This window comes from Streptococcus azizii (assembly GCF_001984715.1).
GTDB lineage: Bacteria > Bacillota > Bacilli > Lactobacillales > Streptococcaceae > Streptococcus > Streptococcus azizii.
Window position 1 is genome coordinate 28,017 of record NZ_MSPR01000001.1, and the last position, 26,632, is coordinate 54,648.

General features: G+C 43.7%; 27 protein-coding genes and 1 pseudogene. 8 read left to right on the plus strand and 20 right to left on the minus strand.

What is annotated here, in order from left to right:
- Window positions 1–120: 120 nt before the first annotated feature.
- Both ilvD and BVE84_RS00135 read left to right on the plus strand, forming a co-directional pair.
- Window positions 121–1,833, plus strand: a complete 1,713-nt coding sequence (ilvD, locus tag BVE84_RS00130) for a dihydroxy-acid dehydratase (RefSeq protein ID WP_076995070.1) — start codon at window positions 121–123, stop codon at window positions 1,831–1,833.
- A 270-nt stretch (window positions 1,834–2,103) separates the two neighbouring features.
- Window positions 2,104–2,472 (plus strand): DUF6176 family protein, encoded by a 369-nt coding sequence (locus BVE84_RS00135; RefSeq protein WP_076995071.1) that lies wholly within the window; start codon window positions 2,104–2,106, stop codon window positions 2,470–2,472.
- 536 nt (window positions 2,473–3,008) lie between these two features.
- Here the strand turns inward: BVE84_RS00135 and BVE84_RS00140 are convergent.
- The 16 genes from BVE84_RS00140 to BVE84_RS00220 form a co-directional block, all read right to left on the minus strand.
- Window positions 3,009–3,308 carry a hypothetical protein gene (locus BVE84_RS00140; protein ID WP_076995072.1) on the minus strand — a complete coding sequence of 100 codons (300 nt, stop codon included), beginning with the start codon at window positions 3,306–3,308 and terminating at the stop codon, window positions 3,009–3,011.
- Window positions 3,309–3,509: 201 nt separating this feature from the next.
- A complete protein-coding gene (locus BVE84_RS00145; protein WP_076995073.1) occupies window positions 3,510–3,830 on the minus strand; it encodes a potassium channel family protein in 321 nt (106 codons plus the stop codon).
- Window positions 3,817–5,061: a chloride channel protein gene (locus tag BVE84_RS00150; protein WP_076995074.1), complete on the minus strand. Its 1,245-nt coding sequence runs from the start codon at window positions 5,059–5,061 to the stop codon at window positions 3,817–3,819. Before BVE84_RS00150 ends, BVE84_RS00145 begins: the two co-directional genes overlap by 14 nt.
- A gap of 542 nt (window positions 5,062–5,603) precedes the next feature.
- A complete protein-coding gene (locus tag BVE84_RS00155) occupies window positions 5,604–5,945 on the minus strand; it encodes a metal-sulfur cluster assembly factor (RefSeq protein ID WP_076995273.1) in 342 nt (113 codons plus the stop codon).
- 300 nt (window positions 5,946–6,245) lie between these two features.
- Window positions 6,246–6,599 carry a 30S ribosome-binding factor RbfA gene (gene rbfA / locus BVE84_RS00160; protein ID WP_076995075.1) on the minus strand — a complete coding sequence of 118 codons (354 nt, stop codon included), beginning with the start codon at window positions 6,597–6,599 and terminating at the stop codon, window positions 6,246–6,248.
- Window positions 6,600–6,616: 17 nt separating this feature from the next.
- Window positions 6,617–7,135 (minus strand): GNAT family N-acetyltransferase, encoded by a 519-nt coding sequence (locus BVE84_RS00165; protein WP_076995076.1) that lies wholly within the window; start codon window positions 7,133–7,135, stop codon window positions 6,617–6,619.
- Window positions 7,132–9,831, minus strand: a complete 2,700-nt coding sequence (gene infB / locus BVE84_RS00170; protein WP_076995077.1) for a translation initiation factor IF-2 — start codon at window positions 9,829–9,831, stop codon at window positions 7,132–7,134. The genes BVE84_RS00165 and infB overlap by 4 nt, the downstream gene beginning before the upstream one ends.
- 17 nt (window positions 9,832–9,848) lie before the next feature.
- Window positions 9,849–10,151, minus strand: a complete 303-nt coding sequence (locus BVE84_RS00175; RefSeq protein ID WP_244157380.1) for a YlxQ-related RNA-binding protein — start codon at window positions 10,149–10,151, stop codon at window positions 9,849–9,851.
- Window positions 10,144–10,440: an RNase P modulator RnpM gene (rnpM, locus tag BVE84_RS00180; RefSeq protein ID WP_076995079.1), complete on the minus strand. Its 297-nt coding sequence runs from the start codon at window positions 10,438–10,440 to the stop codon at window positions 10,144–10,146. Before rnpM ends, BVE84_RS00175 begins: the two co-directional genes overlap by 8 nt.
- Window positions 10,441–10,458: 18 nt before the next feature.
- The gene (nusA, locus tag BVE84_RS00185; protein WP_076995080.1) at window positions 10,459–11,607 is read right to left on the minus strand and encodes a transcription termination factor NusA; all 1,149 of its coding nucleotides are present in this window, start codon (window positions 11,605–11,607) and stop codon (window positions 10,459–10,461) included.
- Between the two features lie 33 nt (window positions 11,608–11,640).
- Window positions 11,641–12,111, minus strand: a complete 471-nt coding sequence (gene rimP, locus BVE84_RS00190) for a ribosome maturation factor RimP (RefSeq protein WP_076995081.1) — start codon at window positions 12,109–12,111, stop codon at window positions 11,641–11,643.
- A 335-nt stretch (window positions 12,112–12,446) separates the two neighbouring features.
- Window positions 12,447–13,133, minus strand: coding sequence for a CPBP family glutamic-type intramembrane protease (locus BVE84_RS00195; RefSeq protein WP_425274929.1), 687 nt, complete (start codon window positions 13,131–13,133; stop codon window positions 12,447–12,449).
- An 879-nt stretch (window positions 13,134–14,012) separates the two neighbouring features.
- Complete coding sequence (trmB, locus tag BVE84_RS00205) at window positions 14,013–14,648, minus strand: tRNA (guanosine(46)-N7)-methyltransferase TrmB (protein ID WP_076995084.1); 636 nt, start codon at window positions 14,646–14,648, stop codon at window positions 14,013–14,015.
- A complete protein-coding gene (gene ccrZ, locus BVE84_RS00210) occupies window positions 14,645–15,439 on the minus strand; it encodes a cell cycle regulator CcrZ (RefSeq protein ID WP_076995085.1) in 795 nt (264 codons plus the stop codon). Before ccrZ ends, trmB begins: the two co-directional genes overlap by 4 nt.
- A gap of 49 nt (window positions 15,440–15,488) precedes the next feature.
- The gene (locus BVE84_RS00215; RefSeq protein ID WP_076995086.1) at window positions 15,489–16,535 is read right to left on the minus strand and encodes an ABC transporter permease; all 1,047 of its coding nucleotides are present in this window, start codon (window positions 16,533–16,535) and stop codon (window positions 15,489–15,491) included.
- Window positions 16,532–17,266, minus strand: coding sequence for an ABC transporter ATP-binding protein (locus tag BVE84_RS00220; protein WP_076995087.1), 735 nt, complete (start codon window positions 17,264–17,266; stop codon window positions 16,532–16,534). The genes BVE84_RS00215 and BVE84_RS00220 overlap by 4 nt, the downstream gene beginning before the upstream one ends.
- Before the next feature lie 62 nt (window positions 17,267–17,328).
- Here BVE84_RS00220 and BVE84_RS00225 point away from each other — a divergent pair, with 62 nt between their 5' ends.
- The 3 genes and pseudogenes from BVE84_RS00225 to BVE84_RS11280 all read left to right on the plus strand — a co-directional run.
- Window positions 17,329–17,745: an HIT family protein gene (locus BVE84_RS00225; protein ID WP_076995088.1), complete on the plus strand. Its 417-nt coding sequence runs from the start codon at window positions 17,329–17,331 to the stop codon at window positions 17,743–17,745.
- Window positions 17,742–18,029, plus strand: coding sequence for a chemotaxis protein (locus BVE84_RS00230; protein WP_076995089.1), 288 nt, complete (start codon window positions 17,742–17,744; stop codon window positions 18,027–18,029). The genes BVE84_RS00225 and BVE84_RS00230 overlap by 4 nt, the downstream gene beginning before the upstream one ends.
- Before the next feature lie 139 nt (window positions 18,030–18,168).
- A pseudogene (locus BVE84_RS11280) lies at window positions 18,169–18,279 on the plus strand (VOC family protein); the annotation flags it as partial.
- A gap of 35 nt (window positions 18,280–18,314) precedes the next feature.
- Here the strand turns inward: BVE84_RS11280 and lytR are convergent.
- Genes lytR through tsaE form a run of 3 tightly spaced genes read right to left on the minus strand, consistent with a single transcriptional unit; the run spans window position 18,315 to window position 20,375 of the window.
- Window positions 18,315–19,412, minus strand: a complete 1,098-nt coding sequence (lytR, locus tag BVE84_RS00240; RefSeq protein WP_076995090.1) for a glycopolymer--peptidoglycan transferase LytR — start codon at window positions 19,410–19,412, stop codon at window positions 18,315–18,317.
- Complete coding sequence (locus BVE84_RS00245; protein ID WP_076995091.1) at window positions 19,409–19,942, minus strand: GNAT family N-acetyltransferase; 534 nt, start codon at window positions 19,940–19,942, stop codon at window positions 19,409–19,411. The genes lytR and BVE84_RS00245 overlap by 4 nt, the downstream gene beginning before the upstream one ends.
- Window positions 19,929–20,375, minus strand: a complete 447-nt coding sequence (gene tsaE / locus BVE84_RS00250; RefSeq protein WP_076995274.1) for a tRNA (adenosine(37)-N6)-threonylcarbamoyltransferase complex ATPase subunit type 1 TsaE — start codon at window positions 20,373–20,375, stop codon at window positions 19,929–19,931. Before tsaE ends, BVE84_RS00245 begins: the two co-directional genes overlap by 14 nt.
- 176 nt (window positions 20,376–20,551) lie before the next feature.
- On the opposite strand from tsaE, the gene BVE84_RS00255 reads away from it, so the two are divergent.
- Complete coding sequence (locus BVE84_RS00255; RefSeq protein ID WP_076995092.1) at window positions 20,552–21,715, plus strand: IS30 family transposase; 1,164 nt, start codon at window positions 20,552–20,554, stop codon at window positions 21,713–21,715.
- A 346-nt stretch (window positions 21,716–22,061) separates the two neighbouring features.
- On the opposite strand, the gene BVE84_RS00260 is transcribed toward BVE84_RS00255, so the two are convergent.
- Window positions 22,062–23,522, minus strand: a complete 1,461-nt coding sequence (locus BVE84_RS00260) for an NCS2 family permease (RefSeq protein ID WP_076995093.1) — start codon at window positions 23,520–23,522, stop codon at window positions 22,062–22,064.
- 659 nt (window positions 23,523–24,181) lie between these two features.
- Here BVE84_RS00260 and BVE84_RS00265 point away from each other — a divergent pair.
- Together BVE84_RS00265 and BVE84_RS00275 are read left to right on the plus strand one after the other, a co-directional pair.
- The gene (locus tag BVE84_RS00265) at window positions 24,182–24,997 is read left to right on the plus strand and encodes a Cof-type HAD-IIB family hydrolase (protein ID WP_076995094.1); all 816 of its coding nucleotides are present in this window, start codon (window positions 24,182–24,184) and stop codon (window positions 24,995–24,997) included.
- A 603-nt stretch (window positions 24,998–25,600) separates the two neighbouring features.
- Complete coding sequence (locus tag BVE84_RS00275) at window positions 25,601–26,593, plus strand: PTS sugar transporter subunit IIB (protein ID WP_076995096.1); 993 nt, start codon at window positions 25,601–25,603, stop codon at window positions 26,591–26,593.
- The last annotated feature ends 39 nt before the right edge of the window (window positions 26,594–26,632 follow it).

The following is a 26,632-nucleotide window of genomic DNA, read 5'->3' on the forward strand; positions in this document are numbered from 1 at the left end:
CTCCTCTATCCAGTTCAACTCTTCGGATTTGCAGAAACCTCTCATTTTTCAATTTTATCTCTTTTCTCATCATAATTTGTGCTATAATATAAAGAAAACAGATGACGAAAGGGACTTCCTATGACTGATAAAGATACTCGTAACCAGTTCAAACATCGTAGCACCGTCTATGATTCCATGGTCAAATCGCCTAACCGCGCCATGCTACGCGCAACAGGAATGACAGATGATAGTTTTGATAGCCCGATTGTCGGTGTCATTTCAACATGGGCTGAAAACACCCCTTGTAATATGCACTTGCACGATTTTGGGAAACTAGCCAAGGTCGGTGTTCAAGATGCAGGCGCCTGGCCTGTTCAGTACGGAACCATTACAGTTGCTGATGGAATTGCTATGGGGACGCCTGGAATGCGCTTCTCATTGACCTCACGTGATATTATCGCAGACTCCATCGAAGCAGCCATGGGGGGACACAATGTGGATGCCTTTGTAGCCATTGGAGGTTGCGACAAGAATATGCCTGGGTCTATGATCGCTATTGCCAACATGGATATTCCGGCGATTTTTGCCTATGGCGGAACGATTGCTCCTGGGAACCTAGACGGAAAAGATATTGACCTCGTCTCCGTTTTTGAAGGAATCGGAAAATGGAATCATGGGGACATGACTGCTGAAGAAGTCAAAGCCTTGGAATGCAATGCCTGTCCAGGTCCTGGTGGATGTGGTGGTATGTATACGGCCAATACCATGGCAACTGCTATTGAAGTCATGGGGATGAGCCTGCCAGGATCTTCCTCACACCCTGCTGAATCGCCAGAAAAGAAAGCTGACATCGAAGAAGCTGGTCGCGCAGTGGTCAATATGCTGAAGATGGGATTAAAGCCATCTGACATTATGACCCGTGAAGCCTTTGAAGATGCCATTACCGTCACAATGGCTCTAGGAGGCTCCACCAATGCGACACTCCACCTCCTTGCCATCGCCCACGCTGCCAATGTTGAATTGACGCTAGAAGATTTCAATGATTTTCAAGAACGAGTCCCACATCTGGCTGACTTGAAACCGTCTGGAAAATATGTTTTCCAAGATCTCTACGAAGTTGGTGGGGTCCCTGCGGTCATGAAATACTTGCTCAAACATGGTTTCCTACACGGAGATCGTATCACTTGTACTGGTAAGACCGTGGCCGAGAACCTAGAAGCCTTTGACGATTTGACACCTGGTCAAAAGGTCATTATGCCGCTGACCAATCCAAAACGCGCAGACGGTCCGCTCATCATCTTGAAAGGAAACTTGGCACCTGATGGAGCTGTTGCCAAAGTTTCAGGAGTAAAGGTGCGTCGCCATGTCGGTCCTGCCAAGGTCTTTGACTCTGAAGAAGAAGCGATTGCAGCAGTTCTATCCGATGAAATCGTAGACGGAGACGTAGTCGTTGTCCGCTTCGTCGGTCCAAAAGGTGGACCTGGTATGCCAGAAATGCTCTCCCTATCTTCGATGATTGTCGGCAAGGGACAAGGAGATAAGGTCGCTCTCATCACGGACGGTCGTTTCTCAGGAGGTACCTATGGACTCGTCGTGGGACACGTGGCGCCAGAGGCGCAAGTGGGAGGACCAATCGCCTATCTCCGTACAGGTGACATTGTAACCGTTGACCAAGATACCAAAGAAATCACCATGGCAGTATCTGATGAAGAAATCGAGCGTCGCAAGGCTGATACAACACTTCCACCGCTTTATTCACGAGGAGTGCTTGGAAAATATGCCCATATCGTATCGTCTGCTTCAAAAGGAGCCGTGACAGACTTCTGGAAACCTGAGGAAACAGGGAAATAAACATAAACTCGAGGCAAATCCAATCACTTACTGATTGGATTTTATACTCACTTAGTTTACCTTTTATTACTTCGACGAGTGAAAAGCTCCAGTGGAGGTTTTCAGCCTAGCACCTTTCATCAAAAAAGTGGTCGTTAGAACCTCCGTTTCCCTATTTCCAACCTTGCCCACTTCGACCTCAAATTTCTAGGCGCTGAAACAGTTCACCGAACTGTTTCACTCTCCCAGACTAGTGGAGCAAGGACTAAAAGACTATAAGAAAGGTTAAACATGAACTATACTGTTGAACTAACACGCTTCAAGGTTAAAGAAGGAAAATCTGCTATCGTTGATGAATGGATGAATTTCTTAAATAGCCACATGGAAGAGACCCTATTGACCCTTGAGGACGAAAAAATGTATGTCGAAACCATTTTCAGAGAAGTCCTAGATGGTCAAGAATACCTCTACTGGTATGCCGTCCAAGGTGTAGGCGGTATTGATGTTGAAGATTCTAATTCTGAAATCGACAAAAAGCACCTTGAATATTGGGCTGAATGTATCGATGAGACCTTTGGCTTTAAAGACCTAGATACCCAGGTCGTCATGATACAAAAACCGATTGCCAAAACGATAGAAAAGTTAGAAGAGAAAAATTAGCCAAACAGAACAAGGGTAGCTATCAAAAAGTGACGTGCGATTTTTCAAGGTTGTCAGACTGATTTCTTCCTGCCAAAGGTTATTCGATACCCCTGCCCGTTGCAGAAGTGTGGCAAGGTCTGCCCCTCTACTTTTTTCAAAAGGGCTTCCATGTGGTGGCAGTAATGATTCTAATACTCAATAAAAATCAAAAGTAGACTAGGAAACGAAGGCGAAGGTAGAACTCTGTTCCACCCTATTTCAAGGGAACAGGCTGAAAACCTCCACTGGAGCTTTTCACTCACCGAGACTCTTGACAACGTATCCTTTTGATTTTTAAAGAGTATAACATGTTATAGTGGATTGAAAAAGGAATAGGACAAGGCAAGGAGCTGCAGATAGAACTGGCGTTCATCAAAGCGACTTAACGATGTCCTAGCCTTTATTCAATTCACTATATTATCAAGCTATCACTAAAATCGCAATAGTAGAGCAAGCAATTTCTATTTTCTACATTTTTCCTCAAATGTTACTCATTATACAGAAACAGCGGGAAGCTAATACTCGATAAAAATCAAAAAGCAAACTAGGAAGCTAGCCGAAGGCTGTACTGCCGTACGGCAAGGCGAAGCTGACGTGGTTTGAATTTGATTTTTGAAGAGTATAAAAGAAGACAAGAAAGTCATGAAGGGGGGGAATCCAATAAGCAATAACAACACCCCTAGAGCTACTTCAGATTGAAGAAAAAGTCCATTTCGGCTCATTTTCTTCAATCTTTTTCTTTTGCTAAAAAATAAAACTCTTAAAAATACCGCTATAGCAGTATTTTTAAGAGTTGTTTCAAGATAATCTTCCACTCTAAACTTGCTGTTTTTCTACAGTTTAGAGGGTTTGTCTACGTTCTCAAGCAGCCCTAGAGCTACTTTTTATTGCCTTATAATCACTGATGAGGCTATTATATTCTTCAAATCTCGTCAGCGCTCAGCTTGCAGGTCTTCATATAGGAACTATCCCTACCTGCTATTTGAGAATAAGGATTTTGAGAAGGATTGATTTCTTCAGTCTCTTCCTTTCCCTTTGTGTAATTCTGTATAGTAATTGATGATAACCCCAGATAAGCAGCCAAAGAAAATCAAGCCGTAGAGGGTCAAAATAGCGCTAATGATGCGCCCGATACCAGTCTGGACAACTATGTCTCCATAGCCAACTGTTGTCGCAGAGACAAAACTATACCACAGGCTGTCGCTATATGTTCGCAAAGTAGGTTCCACCCATAATAAAACAAGTGCAGCTAGTAGCAAGTAAGTCACAAAAGAAATAACAAAGGGGATAAAACCTGTGGCCTTTAAAATATGCCCCAAAATTCTAAAACGTCTCATTTATTACACTCTCCTTTCTAGTCCTCTCTTTCCACTTCTTCAGCAGTGAACATAAGACTACCATCAGGAATGAGAGCAACCACAGATCGCTTGGGAAAAAGAGGGAGAGAAAAAGACCTGCCAACCACTCATTTCCCAAAAGTCCAATGGCAAAACTAAGGCTAACAGCAAGAACAATCAGTAAGCTATCATAACCTGGAAAGAGTTGTGCAATGGCAAAACCATGCAAGACACTGGCAAAGGTGATTGGAAAAATATCGCCACCCGTCCAACCGGCTAGGATACAAACCTCTAAAAACAGTAATTTTAAGAGAGAAAGTCCCAAGAGTAGGAGGCTTGGTGTCTCCATCCCTACATCGTGTAGTAAATGCATAGAATGTTGTCCCGAAAATAGAAGGGTGGGAAAGGTGTTTGCCATCATCAGGATTGCCAAAGCCCCGATGATAAGAACAATTAGTTGACCATGCGGTCTTTTTTGAATAGTCCTCATCCCTCTCTCAACTAATCGTTTGAGAAAGCCATAGGCACGGGCAGAAAACAGACCATAGACCATAAGAGGGAGGACAAGGACCAGATCTGCCAACTGCCAATGAGATACTCCCAACTTCGTCACAAAGGAAGGTTGGTCTGTCGCACGCATCAAAAGCAGAAAACTCACCAAGCCATTGAGGATAAAGAGGCTTATCCAAAGTTTTCGCTTTGGATTCAGTAAGCCACGGGCTTTAACGTGAGGATAGGCTAACCGATACTTTCTGGGATGAAAGAGATAGGATATTTTTTGAGCAAAGGAGGCACTTACAACTGTCTGCCAATGGAAGGTGATAAAGCGCAACTTATCCGCTTGCCAAATGGAAAAGACAATCACTGCTCCTAGCAAGGGCGCTTCCGGTCCGACACCCGCCCCAAAACTCAAAATCACCAAAGCAGCTAGCAAATCACGCCAACTATTTTTAGCGGTCAGCGTCTCATGTTCTTTTAATTCCCCCAATATCTCATGGCTCGTCCTAGGAATCTCACCCCACTCTTTTTTCATCAGATAGAGGAGGGCTGTCGCAAGCGTCAACATCACCAAGCTAAAGACAAAACGTGATGGAAAGAGTGGGAGAAGCATATCCCAAACAAGATGGCTTCCTACTTGCTCTGCCATGATAAAGGCGAATGCTAGTAAAGCCATTACACTACTTAAAGCTAGACCATAAAGGACTAGGGCAACCATTTGTCGCTTCTGCACAATCGTTCTCCTTATTATTCTGTTTAATGATCATTTTAAGCCTACCCTTCTCCTTTTTAACAAGAGAAGGACCTGATTAGTACGGCACTATTCCTACAAGCATTCCCATCTTTTATTTTATACTCTTTAAAAATCAAAAGGATACGTTGTCAAGAGTCTCGGTGAATTGAACTCGGACTACAACTCGCTGACAAAAAGATAAATACTCCTAGAAGCAGAGGCTTCTTCGTCGCATTTCCTATTTTGTCTAGGAGTTGTTTTACGTCCTTGTATCTTGATGAGTGAAAAGCTCCAGTGGAGGTTTTCAGCCTGTTCCTTTAAAATAAGATGGAACAGAGTTCTACCTTCGCCTTCGTTTCCTAGTCTACTTTTGATTTTTATTGAGTATTATCCCCCTCCATCACCACCAACAGTCGGTTGAGAAACAAAGGAAGGTGGTGAAAACAAGAAAAGGAATGACTTTTCTCGGTAATTCATTCTGATGTCTGAAAAGGATAAAAAGACTAGACAACCAGTGGGCCAAATAGCTCACTGGTTGCTACTTATTTCGGGCTAATCCCTAAGGTAATACGACCGAGACGACTGATACGGGTCATCTTCCAAGCAGGAGACCAAACAACCTCGACACCTGCATTGTCAATGCCTTCAATTTTCTTCAAAGCATCAATGAGATCCCCTGGCAGGGTCTCCGAGCAAGAACAGCCTGCATCAGTAAAGGTCATCACCACCTTACAAAATCCGTTTTCATCCAAGTTGATTTCATAGATCAAGCCCAGATGATAAATATCTAATTCGATTTCTGGATCATAGATGCTTTCCAAGGTCTCAATCAGTTGCTCTTCAAGCGCCAAGGCGCGATCATTGATTTTAATATCGTCTCTCATATTCCACCCCACAACAAGATGTTTCGTGATACTCCCCTCATATCCACTACTAGCCTTTTTACCGTTACCAGCATCATCCCCTCTCAGCTTGGTCAAGATCCTGCACATGCTCGAAAGATGACTGCCATCAGCAATAGCAGTGCCTCTCATAACGATTTCATCTACTAGGAGAAAAGGTCTCAAATACTGACAGCAGACTCCCTTTGAATACCAATGAGTACGAGTAGTATTCTCTCATATTTTTCAACATTTTTCAAGAACGGTTGAAACTTTTCAAAAAAAACAACCCTGCGGTTGTTTTTACTCTTTCGTTTCTAATGCGCGTAGCAGTTGATCAATCTTGTTCCCATATTCAATGGACTGGTCTTTTTCAAAGACCAAATCGGGGATTTTATACAAAGTGAGCTTGCGACCAAGTTCCCGTTTAATGGTCCCTTTTGCCTTTTCAAGCCCTGTCTGTGCTTTTTGATTGTCAGAAGCTAAATCACTCATAATAGAATAGTACACTTTAGCGACCGACAAATCACCCAACATTTGAACATCTGTTATCGTCACACCTTGGACACGTGGATCGCGAACCTTCTTTTGCAAAACCTCATTGATTTCACGTTTGATCTCCATTCCGACTCGATCCACACGAAAACTATTTGCCATAACCTTCTCCTAACCTTTTAAATTCCAAATTCTGGAGGATATTGAACAACACCTTGTAGGGTAGCAGGTTCAGTCGTCAATTCATATATCATGAAGTAGGGAGCTGGGACATCAAATGGAGGAACAATCCCTTTTTCAATCGCTGATTGATAGCCAAAGGCTGAATAGTAACGATCATCTCCCAAGACAAGGATTGCCTGATAGCCAGCTTGTCGTGCCCGTTGATGAGCTACTGTTATTAGACGAGTTCCAACCCCCATTTTTTGAACATCTGGTCGTACGGCTAACGGATCCAGAGCCAAGGCAACAGCGGTTGCAATCTTGACCTTTGAGAGAAGGAGATAGCCTACAATCTCTCCATTGATTTCTGCCACCAAGGAAAGATCTGACAGATAGTCTGAACTTTCCCAGATCCTCTTGACCAGTTCCTGCTCCTGACCATCTGAATGTGCGGCGCTTAAAAACGCCTCCTGGACCAAGCAATAAATCGTCTTAAAATCTTCCTGCTTGGCCGTGCGCACAAGGACATCTATCATTTCTTGATTTCTTCCATGATATAGGCTTCAATCACATCATCCACTTTGAGGTCATTGTAGTTTTCAATCATGAGTCCACCCTCGCGACCATTGGTGATTTCCTTGACATCATCCTTAAAGTGTTTCAAGCTAGCAAGTTTACCGTCAAAGATTACGACACCGTCACGGATAACACGGACACTCGAGTCACGCGTCACTTTTCCATTGATGACCATAAATCCACCGATGGTGCCCACCTTCGATACTTTGAACGTTTCACGAATCAGAGCTTCACCAATAATCTTTTCTTGGTATTCAGGATCCAGCATCCCCTTCATGGCGTCTTCCATTTCTTCAATAACCTTGTAGATGATACTGTGGAGACGGATTTCCACATCATCTGCTTCTGCCTGCTGGCGAGCCTGTGGAGTCGGACGCACACTAAATCCGATGATAAAAGCATTCGATGCTTCTGCCAAGGTTACATCGGACTCATTGATAGCACCGACAGCTGAGTGAACGATATTGATACGAACCCCCTCAACCTCAATCTTTTGAAGCGATGAAGCAAGCGCCTCAACCGAACCTTGTACATCTGCTTTAATGATGACATTGACAGACTTCACCTCACCCGCTCTAAGGGTATCAAAGAGGTTTTCAAGACTAACCCGCTGGGTTATCTGACGTTGTTTCAAGAGGGCACGTTTGGCACGTTCTTCACCTGCTGCACGCGCCGATTTTTCATCTTCATAGACCGCAAAGTGATCCCCGGCCATCGGCGCTTCGTTTAGACCAGTAATCGAAACAGGTGTCGATGGTCCTGCTACCTTGACACGACGACCGAGGTCATTTGTCATAGCACGGACGCGTCCAAACGTATTTCCGACAACGATTGGATCTTGTACGTTCAGGGTTCCTTGTTGGACAAGAAGGGTCGCAACTGCTCCTCTACCCTTATCCAAATGCGCTTCAATGACGGTACCAATCGCGCGAACGGTTGGATCCGCCTTCAACTCTTGAATTTCTGCCACAAGGAGAACGGTCTCCAACAATTCATCAATGTTTTGATTGAATTTAGCCGAAATTTCAACAAATTCACAGTCTCCACCCCAGGCTGTCGAGATGACCCCTTGCTCTGCCAATTCACCGATGACACGTTCAGGATTTGCCCCAGGCTTATCAATCTTGTTGATGGCTACAATAATTGGAACATTGGCAGCTTTTGAGTGATTGATGGCTTCAATCGTCTGTGGCATCACCCCATCGTCTGCTGCAACAACCAAGATGGTCAAGTCTGTAACAGAAGCTCCGCGCGCACGCATACTTGTAAAGGCCGCGTGCCCTGGTGTATCAAGGAAGGTGATTTTCTTGCCATTTTCTTCGATTTGGTAGGCACCGATATGCTGCGTAATCCCTCCTGCCTCACCTGTTGCCACACGTGAGTTGCGCAGGGTATCAAGAAGCGTGGTTTTTCCATGGTCGACGTGTCCCATGATGGTCACAACTGGTGGACGTTCGACCATTTCTTCTGGATTGAGGTAGCCTTCTTCAACGAAGAAGCGCTCAATATCTGCAGTATCCACTTCCACTTTTTCTTTAGCCTCAATCCCATAGTCCACCATTAACAATTCAATAGTGTCACCATCTAAAGATTGGTTTTGTGTTGCCATCACTCCCATCATAAAGAGTTTCTTAACAATTTCAGCTGGTTCACGCTTAATACGTTTTGCAATTTCAGCCACTGTCATACCCGCTGTGTATTCAAACTCAGTCGGCAATTCATGGAATTTACGCTCAGTGATCGGCTTAGCAGCCTGTTGCTGTCTACCTTTTTTGTGTTTCTTATTTGGATTCCAGTTACTATTTCTTTGATTTCTCACTTGATTTTGACTATTTCGATTCTTTTGTTGTTTTCTTGGACCATCTTCTTCGTGATCAAAATCATCACGACGCTTATCTGGTCGGGCTTGTTTTTTCCTGCGTTTATCAGTAGCAGGTGTTGCTTCAACCGCTACTGGCACAACCTTTTTCGGCTTGGCTTCTACTACAGGTTCCTCAAACTTGATTTCTTTTGGCTTTTGTGGGCGTTTTTTTGCCTCTTGGGCCTGGCGGAAGCGCTCTTCACTGGTCCGTGCATATTCTTGCAGTTGCTCTGCTTTTAAAGCAGCAGCCCGAGCCTTGAAATCAATTTTTACACGCGGTTCCTCCACCCTTGGTCGCTGTTGTCCCCCTTGAGGAGAACGCTTATCAAAGCCTTTGTTTCGACTTGGTTTCCGCTCTTTATCATTGTGGTCACGACGCGGTTTTTGCTGCCCATTTGAGCGATTACCTTGTGGACGTCCTTGACCCTGACCATTTCTTTGATTGCGCTTTGCCGCCTGCTCTTTAGCTCGCGCTTCTCGCTCTGCCTTAAAATTACGACTTTTTGGTCGATTTGGTGCCTCTTGAGGAGCTGGGGTAGCGACTGTTGTGTCTGCCAACGTTGACCCTTGCTCTGCTTTTTTGCTAGCTGCTGGCTCAACCTTATCTACTCCCTTCTCAACCTCAACTCTTTTTTTCACTTCAGAAAATCCAGCAACAATCCGTTGTGCAATTTCTGCCTCTACACTTGAAGAGTGACTCTTCACCTCAATGCCTAGTTCCTTTGCTTTGGCAACAACTTCCTTACTCTCCTTGCCCAACTCCTTGGCAAGCTCGTATAATCTCTTCTTAGACAATATCTTGTCCTCCTGTTCTATTCCATAATAGACCTCATTTTCTTAGTAAATCCAGCATCTGTCACAGCCAGCACCTTACGTGACTTGCCGACTGCAGAGCTTAATTCCAGCGTTGAAAACGCGGTAACGACTTCTACCTGATAGGTACGACTTTTATCTGTAATTTTCTTGCTTAGATTGGGACCTGCATCCTGAGCTAAAAAGACGATCTGAGCCTTTTGCTTTTGAATGCTTTCAACGACCCGTTCTTCACCTGAAATGAGGCGACCCGCCCGCTGTGCCAATCCGAGTAAATGTAATATTCTTTGCTGGTTATTCAAGACCCAGTTCTCTCCTTTTGACCTTGTGATCAACATAGGAAATCAATTCATCATAAAATTTTGCAGCTACTTCCATGCTAAACGCACGGTCAAATGCGCGTTTTTTCTTAGCTAGAAGTGCCTCATCATTATCTAACTTGATGTAAGCTCCACGCCCATTTGCCTTCCCTGTTGGGTCAATAAAAACTTGACCTTCTTTGTTTTTCACAATGCGCAACAAATCACGCTTATCAATCACCTCGCCAGAAACAACTGATTTCCGTAAGGGGATTTTTCTCGCCTTTGCCATAGGTACCTCCAAAGGGGCTTATTCGCCTACTTCTTCTGTTTCTACAGTTGCTGTCCCTTCTGCTTCAGGATAAAGCGCCGCTTCCATAGCTTCGTATTCTGAGGCAGATTTGATGTCGATACGAAAACCTGTCAAATGAGCCGCCAGGCGCACATTTTGCCCACGGCGACCGATGGCAAGAGAAAGTTTATCATCTGGTACGACCACTGTCGCATGCTTGCCGTCTTCTGTATCAAAGATAACTTGGTCAACCTCTGCTGGGGCAAGCGCATTGTAAATGAACTCTGCTTCATCAGGCACCCATTCGATGACATCAATATTTTCCTCAATCGGAATCATGCGATCTAGTCTAGCATCATAGCGGGCTGGGTGAAACTTACCTGTAATCTTCTTGATATTTGAACCACCACGACCAACAATGGTTCCGATCGCATCCACGTTTGGATTGTGGCTACGTACCGCAACCTTGGTCCGATCACCTGCTTCGCGAGCAACGCTCATGATTTCTACAGTTCCATCATAGACCTCTGGAATTTCTTGTTCCATTAAGCGTTTGATCATCTCTGGATGGCTGCGGCTTACAAATACATTGACACCACGCGCATTATCCTCTACCTTGTAGACATAGACTTCGATACGGTCATGCGACTGGAAGACTTCCCCAGGAATCTGATCCTGTTTGGATAATTGCGCTTCGATATTGCCCAAATTAACATAGATAAATCGATTATCAAACCGTTCAACCGTCCCAGACATGATTTCTTTTTCATGTCCCTTATAGGTATTGTAGGTGATGGCCCGGGTCTGTTTGCGCATTTTTTCCATAATGGTCTGTTTGGCAGACTGGGCTGCGACACGCCCAAATTCTGCTGGAGATTCTTCAAACTTAATCTTATCCCCCAATTCGTAAGCTGAAGAAATAGCCAAGGCTTCTTTCAAGCTAATTTCAAGACGACTATCAAATACTTCATCTACTACCTCACGGACAGTGTAGACACGGAAATCCCCCTTTTTCTCATCAAACTCAATCGCAGCTGACTCAGCTTGACCATAGCGACGTTTATAGGCTGAGCGGAGGGACTCCATAACCGCTTCAATGATGTCTTCTTTTTTAATCCCCTTGTCTTCCTCTAAAATACGGAAGGCTTCTTGCATTTCTTTACTCATCTTATGTTCCTTTTTTCAACAGATCCTTTCTTGTTATAGTTTTACAGCCAGACGTGCTGTGGCGACTGCCTGATAGGGAATCGTGACTTGCTTTTTCCTCGTTTTATCCATGTATTCTATCCGTAATTCTTGGTCTTGAAAGGAAAGGAGTGTCCCTTCAAAAACCTTTTGCTGATCGATTGCTTGATAGAGCTTCACATGGACATACTTTCCTACAGCCTTCTCGACTGCCTCAGCAGTTTTTAATGGTCGCTCAAGACCAGGACTGGTCACTTCCAGCATGTATTGTTCTGGAAATGGATCCGGCTGAATCTGATCCAAAAGCGGACTGATTACTTCGGACAATTCAGCTGTGTCATTGAGGGAAATCCCTCCCTCCTTATCGACAAAAATAGATAGAAGAGCATCTCCACCCATTTTGCCATACACCACATCTACCAGCTCATAAGGGGCCTTAATGTGAGGGGCAATCGCCTGTGTGACAATGTCTACAATCCTTGCCATCTGAAAAACCTCCTTCTAAATCATACATCGAAAGGGCTGGTACAAGACCAACCCTCCTTTTCTCTATTTTTTAGTAGTATAACATAGTTTCAAACCTTTGTAAAGGAATATGTGTCAGTAGTCCATCCCTTTTGCAACTATGAGGACCTGGGCATTGCTAACATCAGATACCCACTATGGAGATTTCCTCTGGAGATACTCTTTGCTGCCTACCTTTATCGTCGTTTTTTAGAACCTGCATGCACCAGTAAAGTGTTTTAGTGCCGAACTGTAAAGACATGTTCTTATAGATAGGACAGTCGCCCTTCTAGCAAGATCTATCCCTTTTCCGTTATTTATCCAGCAAACAAGGTCAAAAAGCTAATCCCCACCATATCTGCCAAGGCGTGGGCCAAAAAGTAGGGCAATAGGTTGTCCTGACGTTTGGTGTATAGATAGTAATAGAAGAGACCAAACGATACTCCAATAACCAAGGCAGGGACCAATCCCTGATAGGTATGAAAGAGGGTCCGGATGATGGTGGAAAAAAGTAAGATAAGGCCCCGTTTGGAAGGCTCTGTACTAAGCAAGAGTCCCAAAAAGAATAGCTCTTCATAAAAACCATTAAACAAAGAATAGATAAGAGTGCTTAGATCGATGGTGACGAACGAGCTAAAGAAAGTCGAAAAAGACCAATCGTAGTAGGGGAGAAAACTTAGGTAGTTATAGTGATCTGGTACTCCTGGTAGCAAGGATAGTAGACTAAAGGATAAATCACAGACTATACCCGCAGTTAAGAAAATAAAGACAGTCCATGGTAGGATAGACCAATTCCAACGGATGTTCAACTGTTTAAACGGATAGCGCCGCAAAAACAGATACAAGAGAGCCAATAGTAGCTGTCGCCCTTGTCCTATCAGAGCTGACCAGTTGTCTGAGGCTGAAAATTCCAGCACATCTGAAACGGCGACCTTACCAGATAATGTTTGCAGCCAGACTAGCTGAGATGAATAGATAGGCTCACCAAAAAATAAAATAGCCAACACGAGTACATCAATATAGGTTAGATAATGCAGGGGCGGGAGGGGCGAATGGTTGATAAATACTGTTTCATAAAACTCCTTTTACTCAATAAAAACAAACTAATACTCTTTAAAAATCAAAAGGATACGTTGTCACCTTGTCTCGGTGAATTGTAACTGAGTTCAGCCTAAAACCTCGGAAAAAAGATAGGCTTTCTTGTGTTCATCGAACACTGCGGCAGCCTCCTATTTTTCAGTCGGTTTTTTGACGGCTTCACATCTTAACTGAACTCGAGCTACAACTCGCTGACAAAAAGATAGGCAGCTGTTTTGGCTTTAGCTGATTACAGATGAGATTGAAACAGTTCCCCGAACTGTTTCAATCCTATTTTCACTTAGACCTTTTAACGTCCTCACATCTTTTGAAATTGAGTATAAATGATCTATATACGACTCCACTTCTGAGACTATTTTATATGAAATGAATGGACTTGTCCAGATAGACAACTTCTCCCATTTTTTACTACCTACTCCAGCCCTTTCTTACCCTGATTACGAAAAACGCTGGCCCCAATCGTAAAAGAGGCTGGGACTCATCTCCATCCTCCTTATCTTTTTGATCATTAAGCATTTGTCTAGACCTCAATCTTTGGGCTTGCCTTTCGTGTAAACAGCTGGCTTTTCTGCACTTCAGTATAAGCTGCAACTCATTTCCTTGTACTAATACTCTTTAAAAATCAAAAGGATACGTTGTCACCTTGTCTCGGTGAACGCTAGTTCTACCTTCGCCTTCGTTTCCTAGTCTACTTTTGATTTTTATTGAGTATGAACACCATAATAAACCATAACCTAAAGGATTATAAAAGAGCTAGGACAGAACGATACTGTCGATAGCTCCCTCTAAAATCTTGCTTCTACCCGGTAAATGACCTGACCCTTGTTCGCAAATTTTTCTTCATACTCTGTCATGATATTCCCTTCCATGTCACTGGCATGCAAGTCAAGCCAAACACCCGTTAGCACCATGCCATACTGAGAAAAGCTCACTAGGCTATATTCAAAAAGCCCTCGGTTATCTGTTTTAAAGTGAATCTCTCCCTTTTCTGGCAGAATTTCCTTATAGGTATCCAAAAAGCTCCTATAGGTCAAGCGACGCTTTTCATGACGTTTTTTCGGCCATGGATCTGAAAAATTCAAGTACAGACGATCAATCTCTGCTGCTGCAAAGTAGTTGGTTAAACTAGAGCCATCCACCTGCAATAACTTAATATTCGGCAAGTCTGCCTCCACCACACGATCCAAGGCATAGCTCAGAACTGTCATCTGAATATCAATGCCAATATAGTTGATGTCTGGATGTTGGGCCGCCATTCCTGTGATAAAACGACCTTTTCCAGAGCCAACTTCTATATGGATGGGATTGCTATTACCAAAAATACTAGCCCATCTCCCTTTACAGTCCTCAGGATTCAAGATGACATACTGAGGATAGGCTAGCAACATCTCACTAGCTCCCTTACGATTTCTTACTCTCATACTTCCTTATAATAACTCTCGCGAAAATACCGCAAGGCATAGATTTCTTTATTCGCTGCTTCCATATCATAACTTTCGACATGTTTTGCAATCTGATTGAGATAGCCTAGCTGGCCATACCAGTAAATTTTATTTAAAACTGTTTGATTGTACTTGTAACCGTAGCTCTTCAACCACTCTTTCCATGCTTGTCTTGGAATATAGTGGGTCAATACATAGGCTACATCCATCATCCGATCTGTTACACAAGCCGTCTCCCAATCGGTCAGGTAAATCAAGCCACTCGTTGTCTCCACCCAATTAGTATGGTGTAGATCCCCGTGGACAAAGGTCGCCACATCCTTACGAAAGGGTGGCAAATGATTCAATAAATCACTACAGACCGACTGAAGGTAGCTGTTTTTTGCAAGCCGAGCGGGCGCTTCCTGCTGCCATTTGCGGACCAAGTCTTGGGGTTCTTGGTAAGTGTAGTTCAGTTGTAGGGCCTGATTGAGCAACATCTTGGAGTAGTGCATCCGCACCAAAATCTGTTGGACCTGCTTGCCCCCCATCTCCGACCGGGTCAAAATATGCCCGTTCAACCATTCCTGCTCGACACGCTGACCAACTCCCAACTCCCGATTAGCCGATAGGACTGGAGGGGTAATTTGTTCATGCGCCAAGGCTGAAACAATCGGTGGCATTTCATACTTGACAAAAACAGGGGTTCCATCTGTTCGCATGCCCTTAAATGCTTTACCACTATTTCCTGCGATCGATTGCAGACGAAGTCCGCTTGTATCAAATTGCATGCCAGTTCTCCTTTAAAAATTCTTTACTATTTTACTAATTTTCATCTTATTAGTCAATCAATTTCTTTGATTTCAATCCTAGGTATAGATGGCTTAAAGCAATTCCTACTCCCGCTAGCACCACCAGATACAGCTTCTCTTCTAGCAACAACATTCCTAGCAGTAACTGCGGTATAAAAGCTAGATACAAGATTAGCTGAACGATGCGTTTAAAGCTCGCCACTTTTTCCTGTTGAGCGACTGGATAAAGGCGTGTCAGATAGTGATAATCATAAGCATGATAAAGAGGCAATAATTGAAAAAACAAGAGATAATCAAACAAGCTCGCCAAGCCTGTTGCAAGCCAAGATTCCTGAACGAGAAGAAAACTAGCCACACTCAGAATTTCTAAGCGAAGACTAATCCAGAAAACATCACCCGACCGTAAAAAACTACGAAGAAACAAGTAGTCCCAGACCCTAGCTTGTCTTTTCTTGACAAGAGCAAGCAGAGGATCTAAATACCTACGCCGTTTAACATCACTGTTGATTCCCTTAACATGCGTAAAGAGAGAATAAAATTGTAAAATCCCCTGCTGACGCCTCGTTTCATACTGCACCGCCCTCTCCCAGTCTACATTCCCTGATTGCATGAGAAAACCTGTCTGAAAGACCAGCCAGCCATATTTCCCTACAGTTAGAGTAAGGACATAGAGCCAAAAGAGCGGTAGACTAAGGCCTAATTTCAGATAGAGGGGCAAGAGTAGGAGCTGTCCTAAAAACTGTAGCATTCCCCAGAGGAACCAGGCACGCATACGGGATTGTTGGATAATTGTTAACACGTCGCTTTCTTTAGGCAAGAGAAAGACACAATCAGCTGATTCCAAATAAGTTGCGGGACGCCCTGCAAGAAAGAGCAAGATGGTCACGACCGCTAGCAATAGATAGACAAGCCACGGATTTGCTGGAAAATGTTCCAAAAGAGAGCGATATTGGAGAGATAGAAAGCCTAACAAGACCATTAGAACCAGGACAAAGTGGTCATTTAACACATAGCGAAGATACTTGAGACAGCGCTGGATAAAGCCTAACCTGCGCTCGTAAAACAGTTCTTTCATACCCCTGCTCCTTCTTTTGTAAGGGCAAGGTAGAGGTCATTTAAACTGGCATGCTCCCGACCAAATGCCACTTGGAGTTCTGCCAAATGTCCCTGCGCCCGCACTTCGCCTTGGTGTAAAATAACGAACCGATCACACATTTTTTCCGCCGAATCCAGAACATGGGTCGACATCAAAATAGAAGTGCCTTTTGCCTTTTCTTCCTCTAGTAAATGAATCAAATCATCAATGGCTACGGGATCTAGACCTAAAAATGGCTCATCAACAATCAGCAGGCTCGGATTGATCATGAGGGCGCAGATAATCATGACTTTCTGCTTCATCCCCTTGGAAAAATGCACCGGAAACCACTCTAATTTTTCATCTAATCGAAAAATCTTGAGCAATTCTTCCGCACGTGAAAAAGCCTGCTCCCAGTCCAAGCCATAGGCCATGGCCACCACTTCCAAATGCTCTTTCAAAGTCAGTTCTTCGTAGAGGAACGGTGCCTCTGGGATAAAGCCGATTTTTTTTCGATAATCCTCCGGATTTTCTTGGAGACTGGCCCCATCGATTAAAATCTGTCCTTGATAGGGCGACAACAAGCCGATGATTTCTTTGATCGTCGTTGACTTCCCCGCACCATTTAAACCGATTAAACCAACCAATTCTCCATCAGCGACTTGAAAGGAAACATCTTTTAAAACAGGGATATTGACATACCCACCTGTCACATTTTTTACTTCTAACATACATTTTTTCCTATAATTTGATATACTTATTATAACAAAATTTTGAAAAAGGGGTTTGCTTTATGTCAGATTGTATTTTTTGTAATATCGTTGCTAGAGAGATTCCCTCATCTACCCTATATGAAGATGAACATATCCTTGCTTTTTTAGACATTACTCAGGTCACAAAAGGTCATACCTTAGTCGTTCCCAAACAGCACTTCCGTAACCTATTAGAGATGGAGGAACAGGCCAGCGCTGCGCTCTTTTCTAAAATCCCCGTTATCGCAAAGCACCTAAAAGAACAACTCGGAGCAAGCGGTATCAACCTGCTGAGCAATATGGAAGCCAGTGCAGGACAGACCGTTTTCCACACCCATATCCACCTCTTACCTCGCTTTGACGATCAAGACGGTCTCCATATCTCCTTTGACACCAAGGAACCTGACTTTTCAGCCCTAGCACAATTAGCAGAACAACTACATATGGAGGCACCATGAAACTAAGACATCTACTCGCCGCAGGAACAGCCGCTACCATTGCCTATCTCGCCGTTAAACATCGCGAGAAAATTGCACAGGAAACGACAGAAACCATCGATAGTCTCCAGCGCATGCAGGACAGCTATCAGAATATCCAAGAGCAGCTCGCCTTTATCCAAGATTACCAAGAGCCACTCCAAGCAATGGCTAAAGACCTCCAGTACAAACTGCGGGTCTACCAGCAAACGATCGCCGGCAACTTAAACGAGATTCAAAAGATACAAGAAAAATATCAGTCCTAACTACTCGTAAAAACGAGTGGCATTCCATCAACTCTTCATCATTCAGTAGATGGAAAATGTGAGAAACCATCCATCGAACAGGGATTATCCACCTTGCTTTCTCAGTAGGAAGAAAGAAGTAGACAGGATACGCCAACAACTGCAAGATGATGGCTACCGAGTTCTTAGTGGTCCAAGAACCACTGGTGACGGTTATTATGAAAGCTGTCTTTTAACCTTTGAAGGCAATCAAATAGGGATTACGATTTAAATGAAATAAAAACCAAGCTGAGGGCTTGGTTTTTATTATTGAGGGGCATCAAAGCCGGTGTCTACTGTCGTCTCCACCCCTGCCCCTACACTTGGCAGATTTGTATAAGCATCTAGTACCGAAATCGGAGTAGCGGTCGTTGACACTCTCGCATTTGTTTTTAACTCAGTAGAAGTGGGTAGTCCAAGCGATGCCTTAATCGTATTTTGAATGTCCAGCAATTCTTCGCTCGTCGGAATCTGATAAGAGAGACCATCAATCATCTGACTCTCTCCAACCAACTGGTGGGTTTCAATCGTCTTTAAGGAATCTTTATAACCTAGAAGTCCCGGGAAAGAGGCTGGCGTAATAGATACATTCGTGCGCATATTGTTTGAAATCGCATCTAAAATCGGCTTATATTGGGTAATGCCATCCAAGTTTAGCAATTTTTTCACAATAGCCTGGATGACTTCACGTTGGCGTTTTTGGCGGCCAATATCCCCTTCTGGATCATCGTAACGCATTCTAGAGTAGACGAGAGCCTGATTACCATTGACATGTTGCTCTCCAGGTTCTACCACCGCTGTATAGGCTGGCTCATATTCGCTAATCGAAATCGGAAATCCCAGCGTGTTATTCACGGTAATACCTCCTAAGGCATCTACCAACTCAATCAGACCGTCCATATTGATTTCAACATAGCGATTGATAGTGATATCGAGCATCTTCTCAACCGTTGCAATCGCCATCGGAGCTTGACCATAGCTATAAGAGTGGTTGAGTTTCTCAACCGTCCCACTTGATTTGCCGTCTGCATTGGCAATTTCTACCATAAGGTCGCGCGTTAAACTAACCATGGTTGTTTTTTGAGTCTTGGGATTGACTGTCACCAAAATCATGGAGTCGCTCCGCCCTTCCTCCCAGTTACCACCACGGCTAGCCTGGTCCATGTCCACCCCCATCAACAGGACGGTCAGAGGCTCTGTCGCTTCGATGACATGGTCCTCTTCTTTCCCCTTGATTGATCTAAAGGTCTTTGAAAAACTATCCGTTGAGTAGTTCAGCACCGTTGCTGCATAGAGCACACCAGCCCCTACTGTTAAGCCAATGATAGCTAAAAACATGAGAAAAATCTTTTTACCAATACTCATTTATCCTCTATCAACTTACCCATATAATACAGGTCAAGCCACTCTCCTTCATCTGTTCTAGCACCCCTTTTTTGGGTGCCTTCTATTTCAAATCCCATCTTCTGATATAGGGCGACTGCACGCTCATTTCGGACTTGAACCGTCAGTTCAAGACGCTTGATAATGTCATACGTTTTTGCCCAATTCACCGCTTCTTCTAGCAATATCCGTCCGATACCCCGACCCCAATACTCTTGCCGTACAGCGATAAACACATTGCCAATATGACTGATTCGGTACTGCTTGGAAGCACGCACAGTAATAGCACCGATGACTTCGCCTTCACATATCGCAAGAAGGTGCAGTTGGTGTGGGCTACCGAAACTTTGTTCAAAGATAGCACCTAGCTCCTCTGGTGTAAAGCGAAACCCCGTCTCATCCATAACCAGAAAGTCTGTCTCTCGGGCTACTTGATTCATAAAGTCAATAAAAGCTACTGCATATGGCTCTTCTGCCTCTTCAAAGAAAATCTCTTTTTTAATCTGCACCATGAACAAGTTCCTCTACCAGGGTCTGACTACGTTTTCCTTGGGCTTCAAAGGATATCCTTCGTCCATCCCCCTCTTTTTCAATCATAATCCTTAGACAGTCATCAAAGAGTGAGCTATTGAGAAGCTCCCCCCACTCAATCACTGTCACACCACCCCCATAGAGAAAATCATCCAAATCAATGGAATCCGCATCATCCCCAATCCGGTAAACATCTAAATGATAGAGGGGCAGGCGCCCCTCATACTCACGGACAATCGTATAGGTTGGACTTTTGATCATCTGATCGATCTCAAGACCACGGGCGATACCCTTGGTCAGGGTGGTTTTTCCAGCACCCAAATCACCCGTCAGGATCAGCACATCTCCTGCCTGTAGTCGCTGGCCAATCATCTGGCCAAGCCCTATCAATTCTTCTTCATTCTGACTATACATGTCCTCTATTATAGCATAGTAGGGATACTTTGTCATTTTCTATCCTAGAAACTCCCCCATCAAGAAATAAATGAGTAAATTCCCAAAGTAAGTTCTAGTCTGTCTTAAAAACTGGAAACTAGAATGAGACAAAGAAATAAGGTAGAACTTACTATGGGACAAGTTGGTAACTGACAATGAAAAACAAACACTTAACTCTCTCTGATCGCAACGATATTCAAATAGGAATCGAGCAACTTAAGCCCTTCTCGGCTATCGCTGTTAAGCTAGGAAAAGATCCGTCCACAATCTCAAAAGAAGTTCGGAGAAATAGAGTGGTGAAAGAGAACTCTAGTACTTCCAATTGTGAGGCCTGCCCTCTGCTCAAAAAGGCTCCCTACGTTTGTAATGCCTGTCCGAAAAAGAGAAGCAATTGTGGATACCAGAAACAGTTCTACTACGCAAAAAGAGCTCAGCTTGATTATGAAGCTAAGCTCTCAGAGTCGAGAACAGGTGTTGCCCTAAATAAAGAAGAATTCTATCGCATGGACGAGATTATCTCTTCTGCCATCAAAAAAGGACAACACCTCAACCACATCATCGCCTCAAACGAACTGGCGGCATCCAGAGCTTCTATCTACCGATACCTTGAAAAAGGCTATCTGTCCACAAAGCCTATTGATTTCCCCCGTGTCGTGAAATTCAGAAAGCGGAGAACCAGAAACCTCCAACCCATTCCTAAAACTGCCAAAGAAGGACGGTCTTACGAGGACTTCCAACGCTTTCTCACAGAGAAAGGAATCAGCTATTGGCTAGAAATGGACACCGTTACTGGACGGATCGGCGGAAAGGTACTTCTCACCTTTAACCTCTCCTTCTGCAACTTTATCTTCGCTCGATTACTTGATAATAAAACAGCTAATGAGGTCGCTAAACACCTCTACGCTATCAAGAATGCCCTGCATCAGAAAGAGATGGACTTCTGCGAAATATTCCCTGTCATTCTGACCGACAATGGTGGTGAATTCGCTAGAGTGGACGATATAGAAATGGATGTTCGCGGAGAATCTAAGCTATTCTTCTGTGACCCTAATCGTTCTGATCAGAAGGGGAGAATTGAGAAGAATCACACACTTATCAGAGACATTCTTCCTAAAGGAACTAGTTTTGACAACTTGATACAGGATGACATCAACCTAGTTTGTTCGCATGTCAACAGTGTCAAACGAGCTGCTTTCAACGGAAAATCCGCTTATGAACTCTTTACATTTACCTACGGTGAGGAATTGGCAACACTTTTGGGAATCTCTAAAATTGACCCTGAAAACGTCATCCAATCACCTCGATTATTAGATAAATAATCGCTAATTTTTATCAAAAAATAAGTCCAAAATAGAAAGGAACTTGTCCCATCCCAAATTCCAGATAGCTAGAACTTACTTTGAGACGTCTCAGAGCCAGTAACTTTAGTGTACTCTTTTTTTCAACATTTTCAATACTAAAACTCATTATTATCAACATTTTTAGTCAAAAACAGAACTTAGTCTGAGACTAAATTCTGTTGATTTTATGCAGTTTTCTCAAAGTAACTTCTGGAAGGACGGGAACTAGAACTTACTTTGAGAATTTACCCAAGAAACAAATGCACGGCAAAAAAAGATGGGGCAGACCTGTTTGATCCACCCCTCTGTTTAGACAATAAGTACATTAAAGAATCGCAAGGATAATAAAGTTCACGATAAACAAGGCTGTTGCACCCCATAAAATGGGATGAATCTCCTTTGCCTTACCTGTTGACACTTTAACCAAGCAGTAGAAAATAAAGGCTGCCGCAATCCCGTACGAGATAGAGAAGCAAAGCGCCATAAAGAAGGCTGCAAAGAAGGCTGGTAGTGCATCTTCAAACTTGCTCCAATCCACATCAAGGAAGGAAGATACCATCATGACCCCAACGATAATCAGAGCCGGAGCGGTCGCTGCCGCAGGCACAATCCCGACAAATGGTAGGATAAGGATTGACAGTAAGAACAAAACGGCTGTCGTTACTGCTGTCAAGCCAGTTCTTCCTCCTGCTGAAATACCAGCAGCAGACTCCACGTAAGTTGTTGTATTTGACGTTCCAAAGATTGCACCGATAGAGGTTCCGATGGCGTCGGCAAAGAGAGCCTTGTCCATTTTTGAATTGAAGCCCTTTCCGTTTTCAAGGGCTGCCTCATCTTCTGCCGAGAAGATGCCTGTCTTGCGTCCAGTACCGATAAAGGTACCCAGCGTATCAAAGGTATCAGATAGGCTGAAGGCAAAGATGGTCATCAGTACCAAGGGCAGGCGTTCCGTACCACTAAAAAGTGAGGACATGCCCCCAAAAGCTGCAAGGAAGGTTGTCCCTAATTCTGCAAAAGCACTCCCGATATGATTTTCTGCAAGGTTAATGGAAGAAACATCAACCACCCCCATAGGGATACCGGCAAGTGTTGTCGCTACGATTCCAATCAAGATACCACCACGGACATTTTTGATAACCAAAATCGCAGTTAAAATCAGACCAAAAACAGTCAAGAGGACGCTAGGGTCTGTAAAGGTTGAGATGGCTGGAACAACCCCTCCACCTGCTAGAACGGAAAAGACTCCGTTTGAAAAGGTATCTGCCGTTGCCTCTGCTGGGGCTACTCCATTGACGGTAATAATATCAGAACCCGATGTCAAGAAGGTAATCAGATTTGAATTTTTGAAACCAAGATAGGCAACAAAGACCCCGATACCACCACCGATAGCATGTTGTAAACTAACGGGGATTGCCTTGATAATGCTTTTACGCACCTTGGTCACTGTAATAAAAATATTAAACAATCCACAGAGAAATACCATGGCTAGGGCTTCCTGCCAGGTAAAGCCAAGACCAATGACCACTGTATAAGTAAAGAAGGCATTCAAGCCCATTCCCGGAGCCAGGGCATACGGAACATTAGCAAACAAGCCCATGATAAGGGTAGACACTGTACTTGCAATAATCGTTGCTAAAAATACAGCTTGCGAAGGCATGCCCGCAACACTCAGTACGCTTGGATTAACAAATAAGATATAGGACATCGCAAAGAAGGTCGTCAGACCTGCCACGATTTCCGTTGAAACGGTCGTCCCATGTTCTTTCAGGCCAAAAAATTTGTCCATTTTTCAAAAATCTCCTTTATTTACGAACGTTATAGATATTATAACTAAAAAACATTCACTTTTCAACCCTGATGTTTGTGAAACTGTTTTCTTTTTTTAGTCCATCCCCCATTTTGATAGATAAACGTTCGGATTCTACCTGTTTTCCGCCGTTTTCATTGCTTTACAGTATCTTAGCCGTTCAACAAGCCTTGCTCTCTTTTACAATCTCCCAATTTTGATGTCCCACTCATACTCAATTCCACAAGATGTGAGGACGTTAAAAGGTCTAAGTGAAAATAGGAATTCTGACGCAGAGTCCAGAGACTCTAGGAGGAATTGTCTTTTTCACACAGACCTTAGTCCGAACTCAATTACATAAGATACGAGAGCGTCAAACAACTCCTAGAAAAAATAGACAATCGAAGCGGGTTGTCTTGCAACCAATGAGATTGGTCTTTTTTTCAGTGAGTTGTAGCTCGAGTTCAATTATAAGATACAAAGCCCGTGAAAAGCCCCAGTGGAGATGTTCCATTCATCCACAAATCTCAGACAGGACTGGCATTCGGCAAGACGGGTAAGAAGCGAATAAATGACAAGCAAACAACTATACTTTGCGAAACGTAGCTTATTTTGCTATACTGAAACGTATGAGTCTACCAAAAAGGAGTATTACCCGCATGACGAAAAAGATGATCGCCCTCGATTTAGACGGCACCTTACTAAATAGAGATAGCCAATTAAGCAGTTATACCATCGAAACGATTCGCAAAATCCAAGAGGCCGGTCATACTGTGATTATTGCAACCGGCAGACCCTATCGCATGGCCTATCAGTATTATAAAGAACTAGGGCTCTCAACCCCCATGATTAACTTCAATGGCTCTCTCGTCCATATTCCTGATCAAAACTGGGAGTGGGAGCAAAACATCCTCATCGATAAGCAGTATTTGATCGACTTCCTAAAAGAAGAGGAACGATTTGAAGCAGATTTTATTGCCGGCGAGTACAAAAATAAATTTTTCATCACCCAAAACTACTTGGATAATTTTAGCCCCGCCCTCTTGGGGGTGGAACAAATCTCGCCTGACACATTGATAAAACCTGAGCGAATCACATCCGACCCACACTCCATTTTAATGCAGACACGCGCTGCTGACAAGTATGCACTAGCAGCGGATATCAACCATTATTTCAACGACGAACTGGAAATCAACACCTGGGGCGGCCCTCTTAATATCCTTGAAACCTGTGCCAAGGGTGTCACCAAGGCTTCTGCCCTCACCTACTTGTTGGACCACTACCGTATGGAGGCCAAAGACTTGATTGCCTTTGGTGATGAACACAACGATATACAAATGCTATCCCTAGCAGGAAGAGGCTATGCCATGAAAAATGCTAGTGATACCCTCCTTCCCTATGCCGACTATCTGACAGACTACACGAACGATGCAGACGGCGTCGCAAGAGAGCTCAGAAAACTACTATTAGATTAGGTAACACAACTTCCAATTTGGGGGTTGTGTTTATTTCTCTCCCCAATCGGCTGGCACAGTTTTCTATCTGGATTTCTCTGAATAGTAGGGGGAGCTAAATCCTTTATCTATCAGATGTTTTCATCGGCATCTCTGTAACTATATGGGTAAATTTCAGAAAACTTCCATAAAATTTACTCATGAACAGCACATATTTACTTGACAGAAAACTTGAAAACGTTTTATAATAAGACAGTTCAAAAATGTCGTCCCAACAGACAGCAACATGGAGAACTTTAGCCAGATCCATAATGGAACAAGTGTTTATTCTCAATAAAAATCAACGTGGACGAGGAAACGAAGTATTGAGGCTGGGCAAAACGTCCAACACCACTTCTCCGAGTTCACATCAACCTCTCATCGCAGTGATTGATTGGCTTTTACAGTCCAGTGAACTGTCAACGGTTGGAGATAGGATTTGCGCAGCAAATCTCAACAGTTCGTGTCTCACACTCCAAATCTGACCTAGACACGTTCCTTTTGATTTTTGAAGAGTATTCGATAGGCAGGCACTAAGGAGAGACCCATTTTGGCTGGCTAACAAAATTTTTAGGAGGAAACATAATGAGTATCGGAATCATTATTGCAAGCCACGGTGAATTTGCCGCTGGTATTCATCAATCTGGTTCAATGATTTTTGGCGAACAAGAAAAAGTTCAAGTTGTAACCTTTATGCCAAACGAAGGTCCAGATGATTTATATGCCAAATTCAACAATGCCGTAGCTACTTTTGATGCGGACGATGAAATCTTGGTCCTAGCCGACTTGTGGAGTGGTTCACCATTCAATCAGGCAAGCCGTGTAATGGGAGAAAACCCAGACCGTACGTTCGCCATTATCACTGGTTTGAATTTACCAATGCTAATTCAGGCCTATACAGAACGAATGATGGATGCAAGTGCAGGTGTTGCCGCAGTTGCTGCTAATATCATTAAAGAATCAAAAGACGGAATCAAAGCCCTTCCAGAAGAATTGAACCCTGTAGAAGAGACAGCTGCTGCTCCAAAAGCCGAGGTGGCTCAAGCTGCTATTCCTGAGGGAACGGTTATCGGGGATGGGAAATTAAAAATCAACCTTGCTCGTATCGACACACGTCTCCTACACGGTCAAGTTGCAACCGCTTGGACACCCGATTCAAAAGCAGACCGTATCATCGTTGCATCTGACTCAGTGGCAGCTGATTCCCTTCGTAAAGAATTGATCAAACAAGCTGCACCAGGAAATGTAAAGGCAAATGTCGTACCAATTCAGAAATTGATTGATGTTGCAAAAGACCCTCGCTTTGGAAATACACATGCCCTTATCTTATTTGAGACACCTCAAGATGCCCTTCGCGCAGTTGAAGGCGGTGTCCCAATCAAGACCCTAAATGTCGGCTCAATGGCTCACTCAACGGGTAAAACTATGGTCAACAACGTCCTTTCTATGGATAAAGAAGATGTTGCTACCTTTGAAAAATTACGCGATTTAGGCGTTGAGTTTGATGTCCGTAAAGTACCAAACGACGCCAAGAAAGACTTGTTCGACTTAATCAATAAGGCGAATGTCCCTCACTAATTTCTAACCAGAACCGGTGAAGCGATGGAGAACTACAAA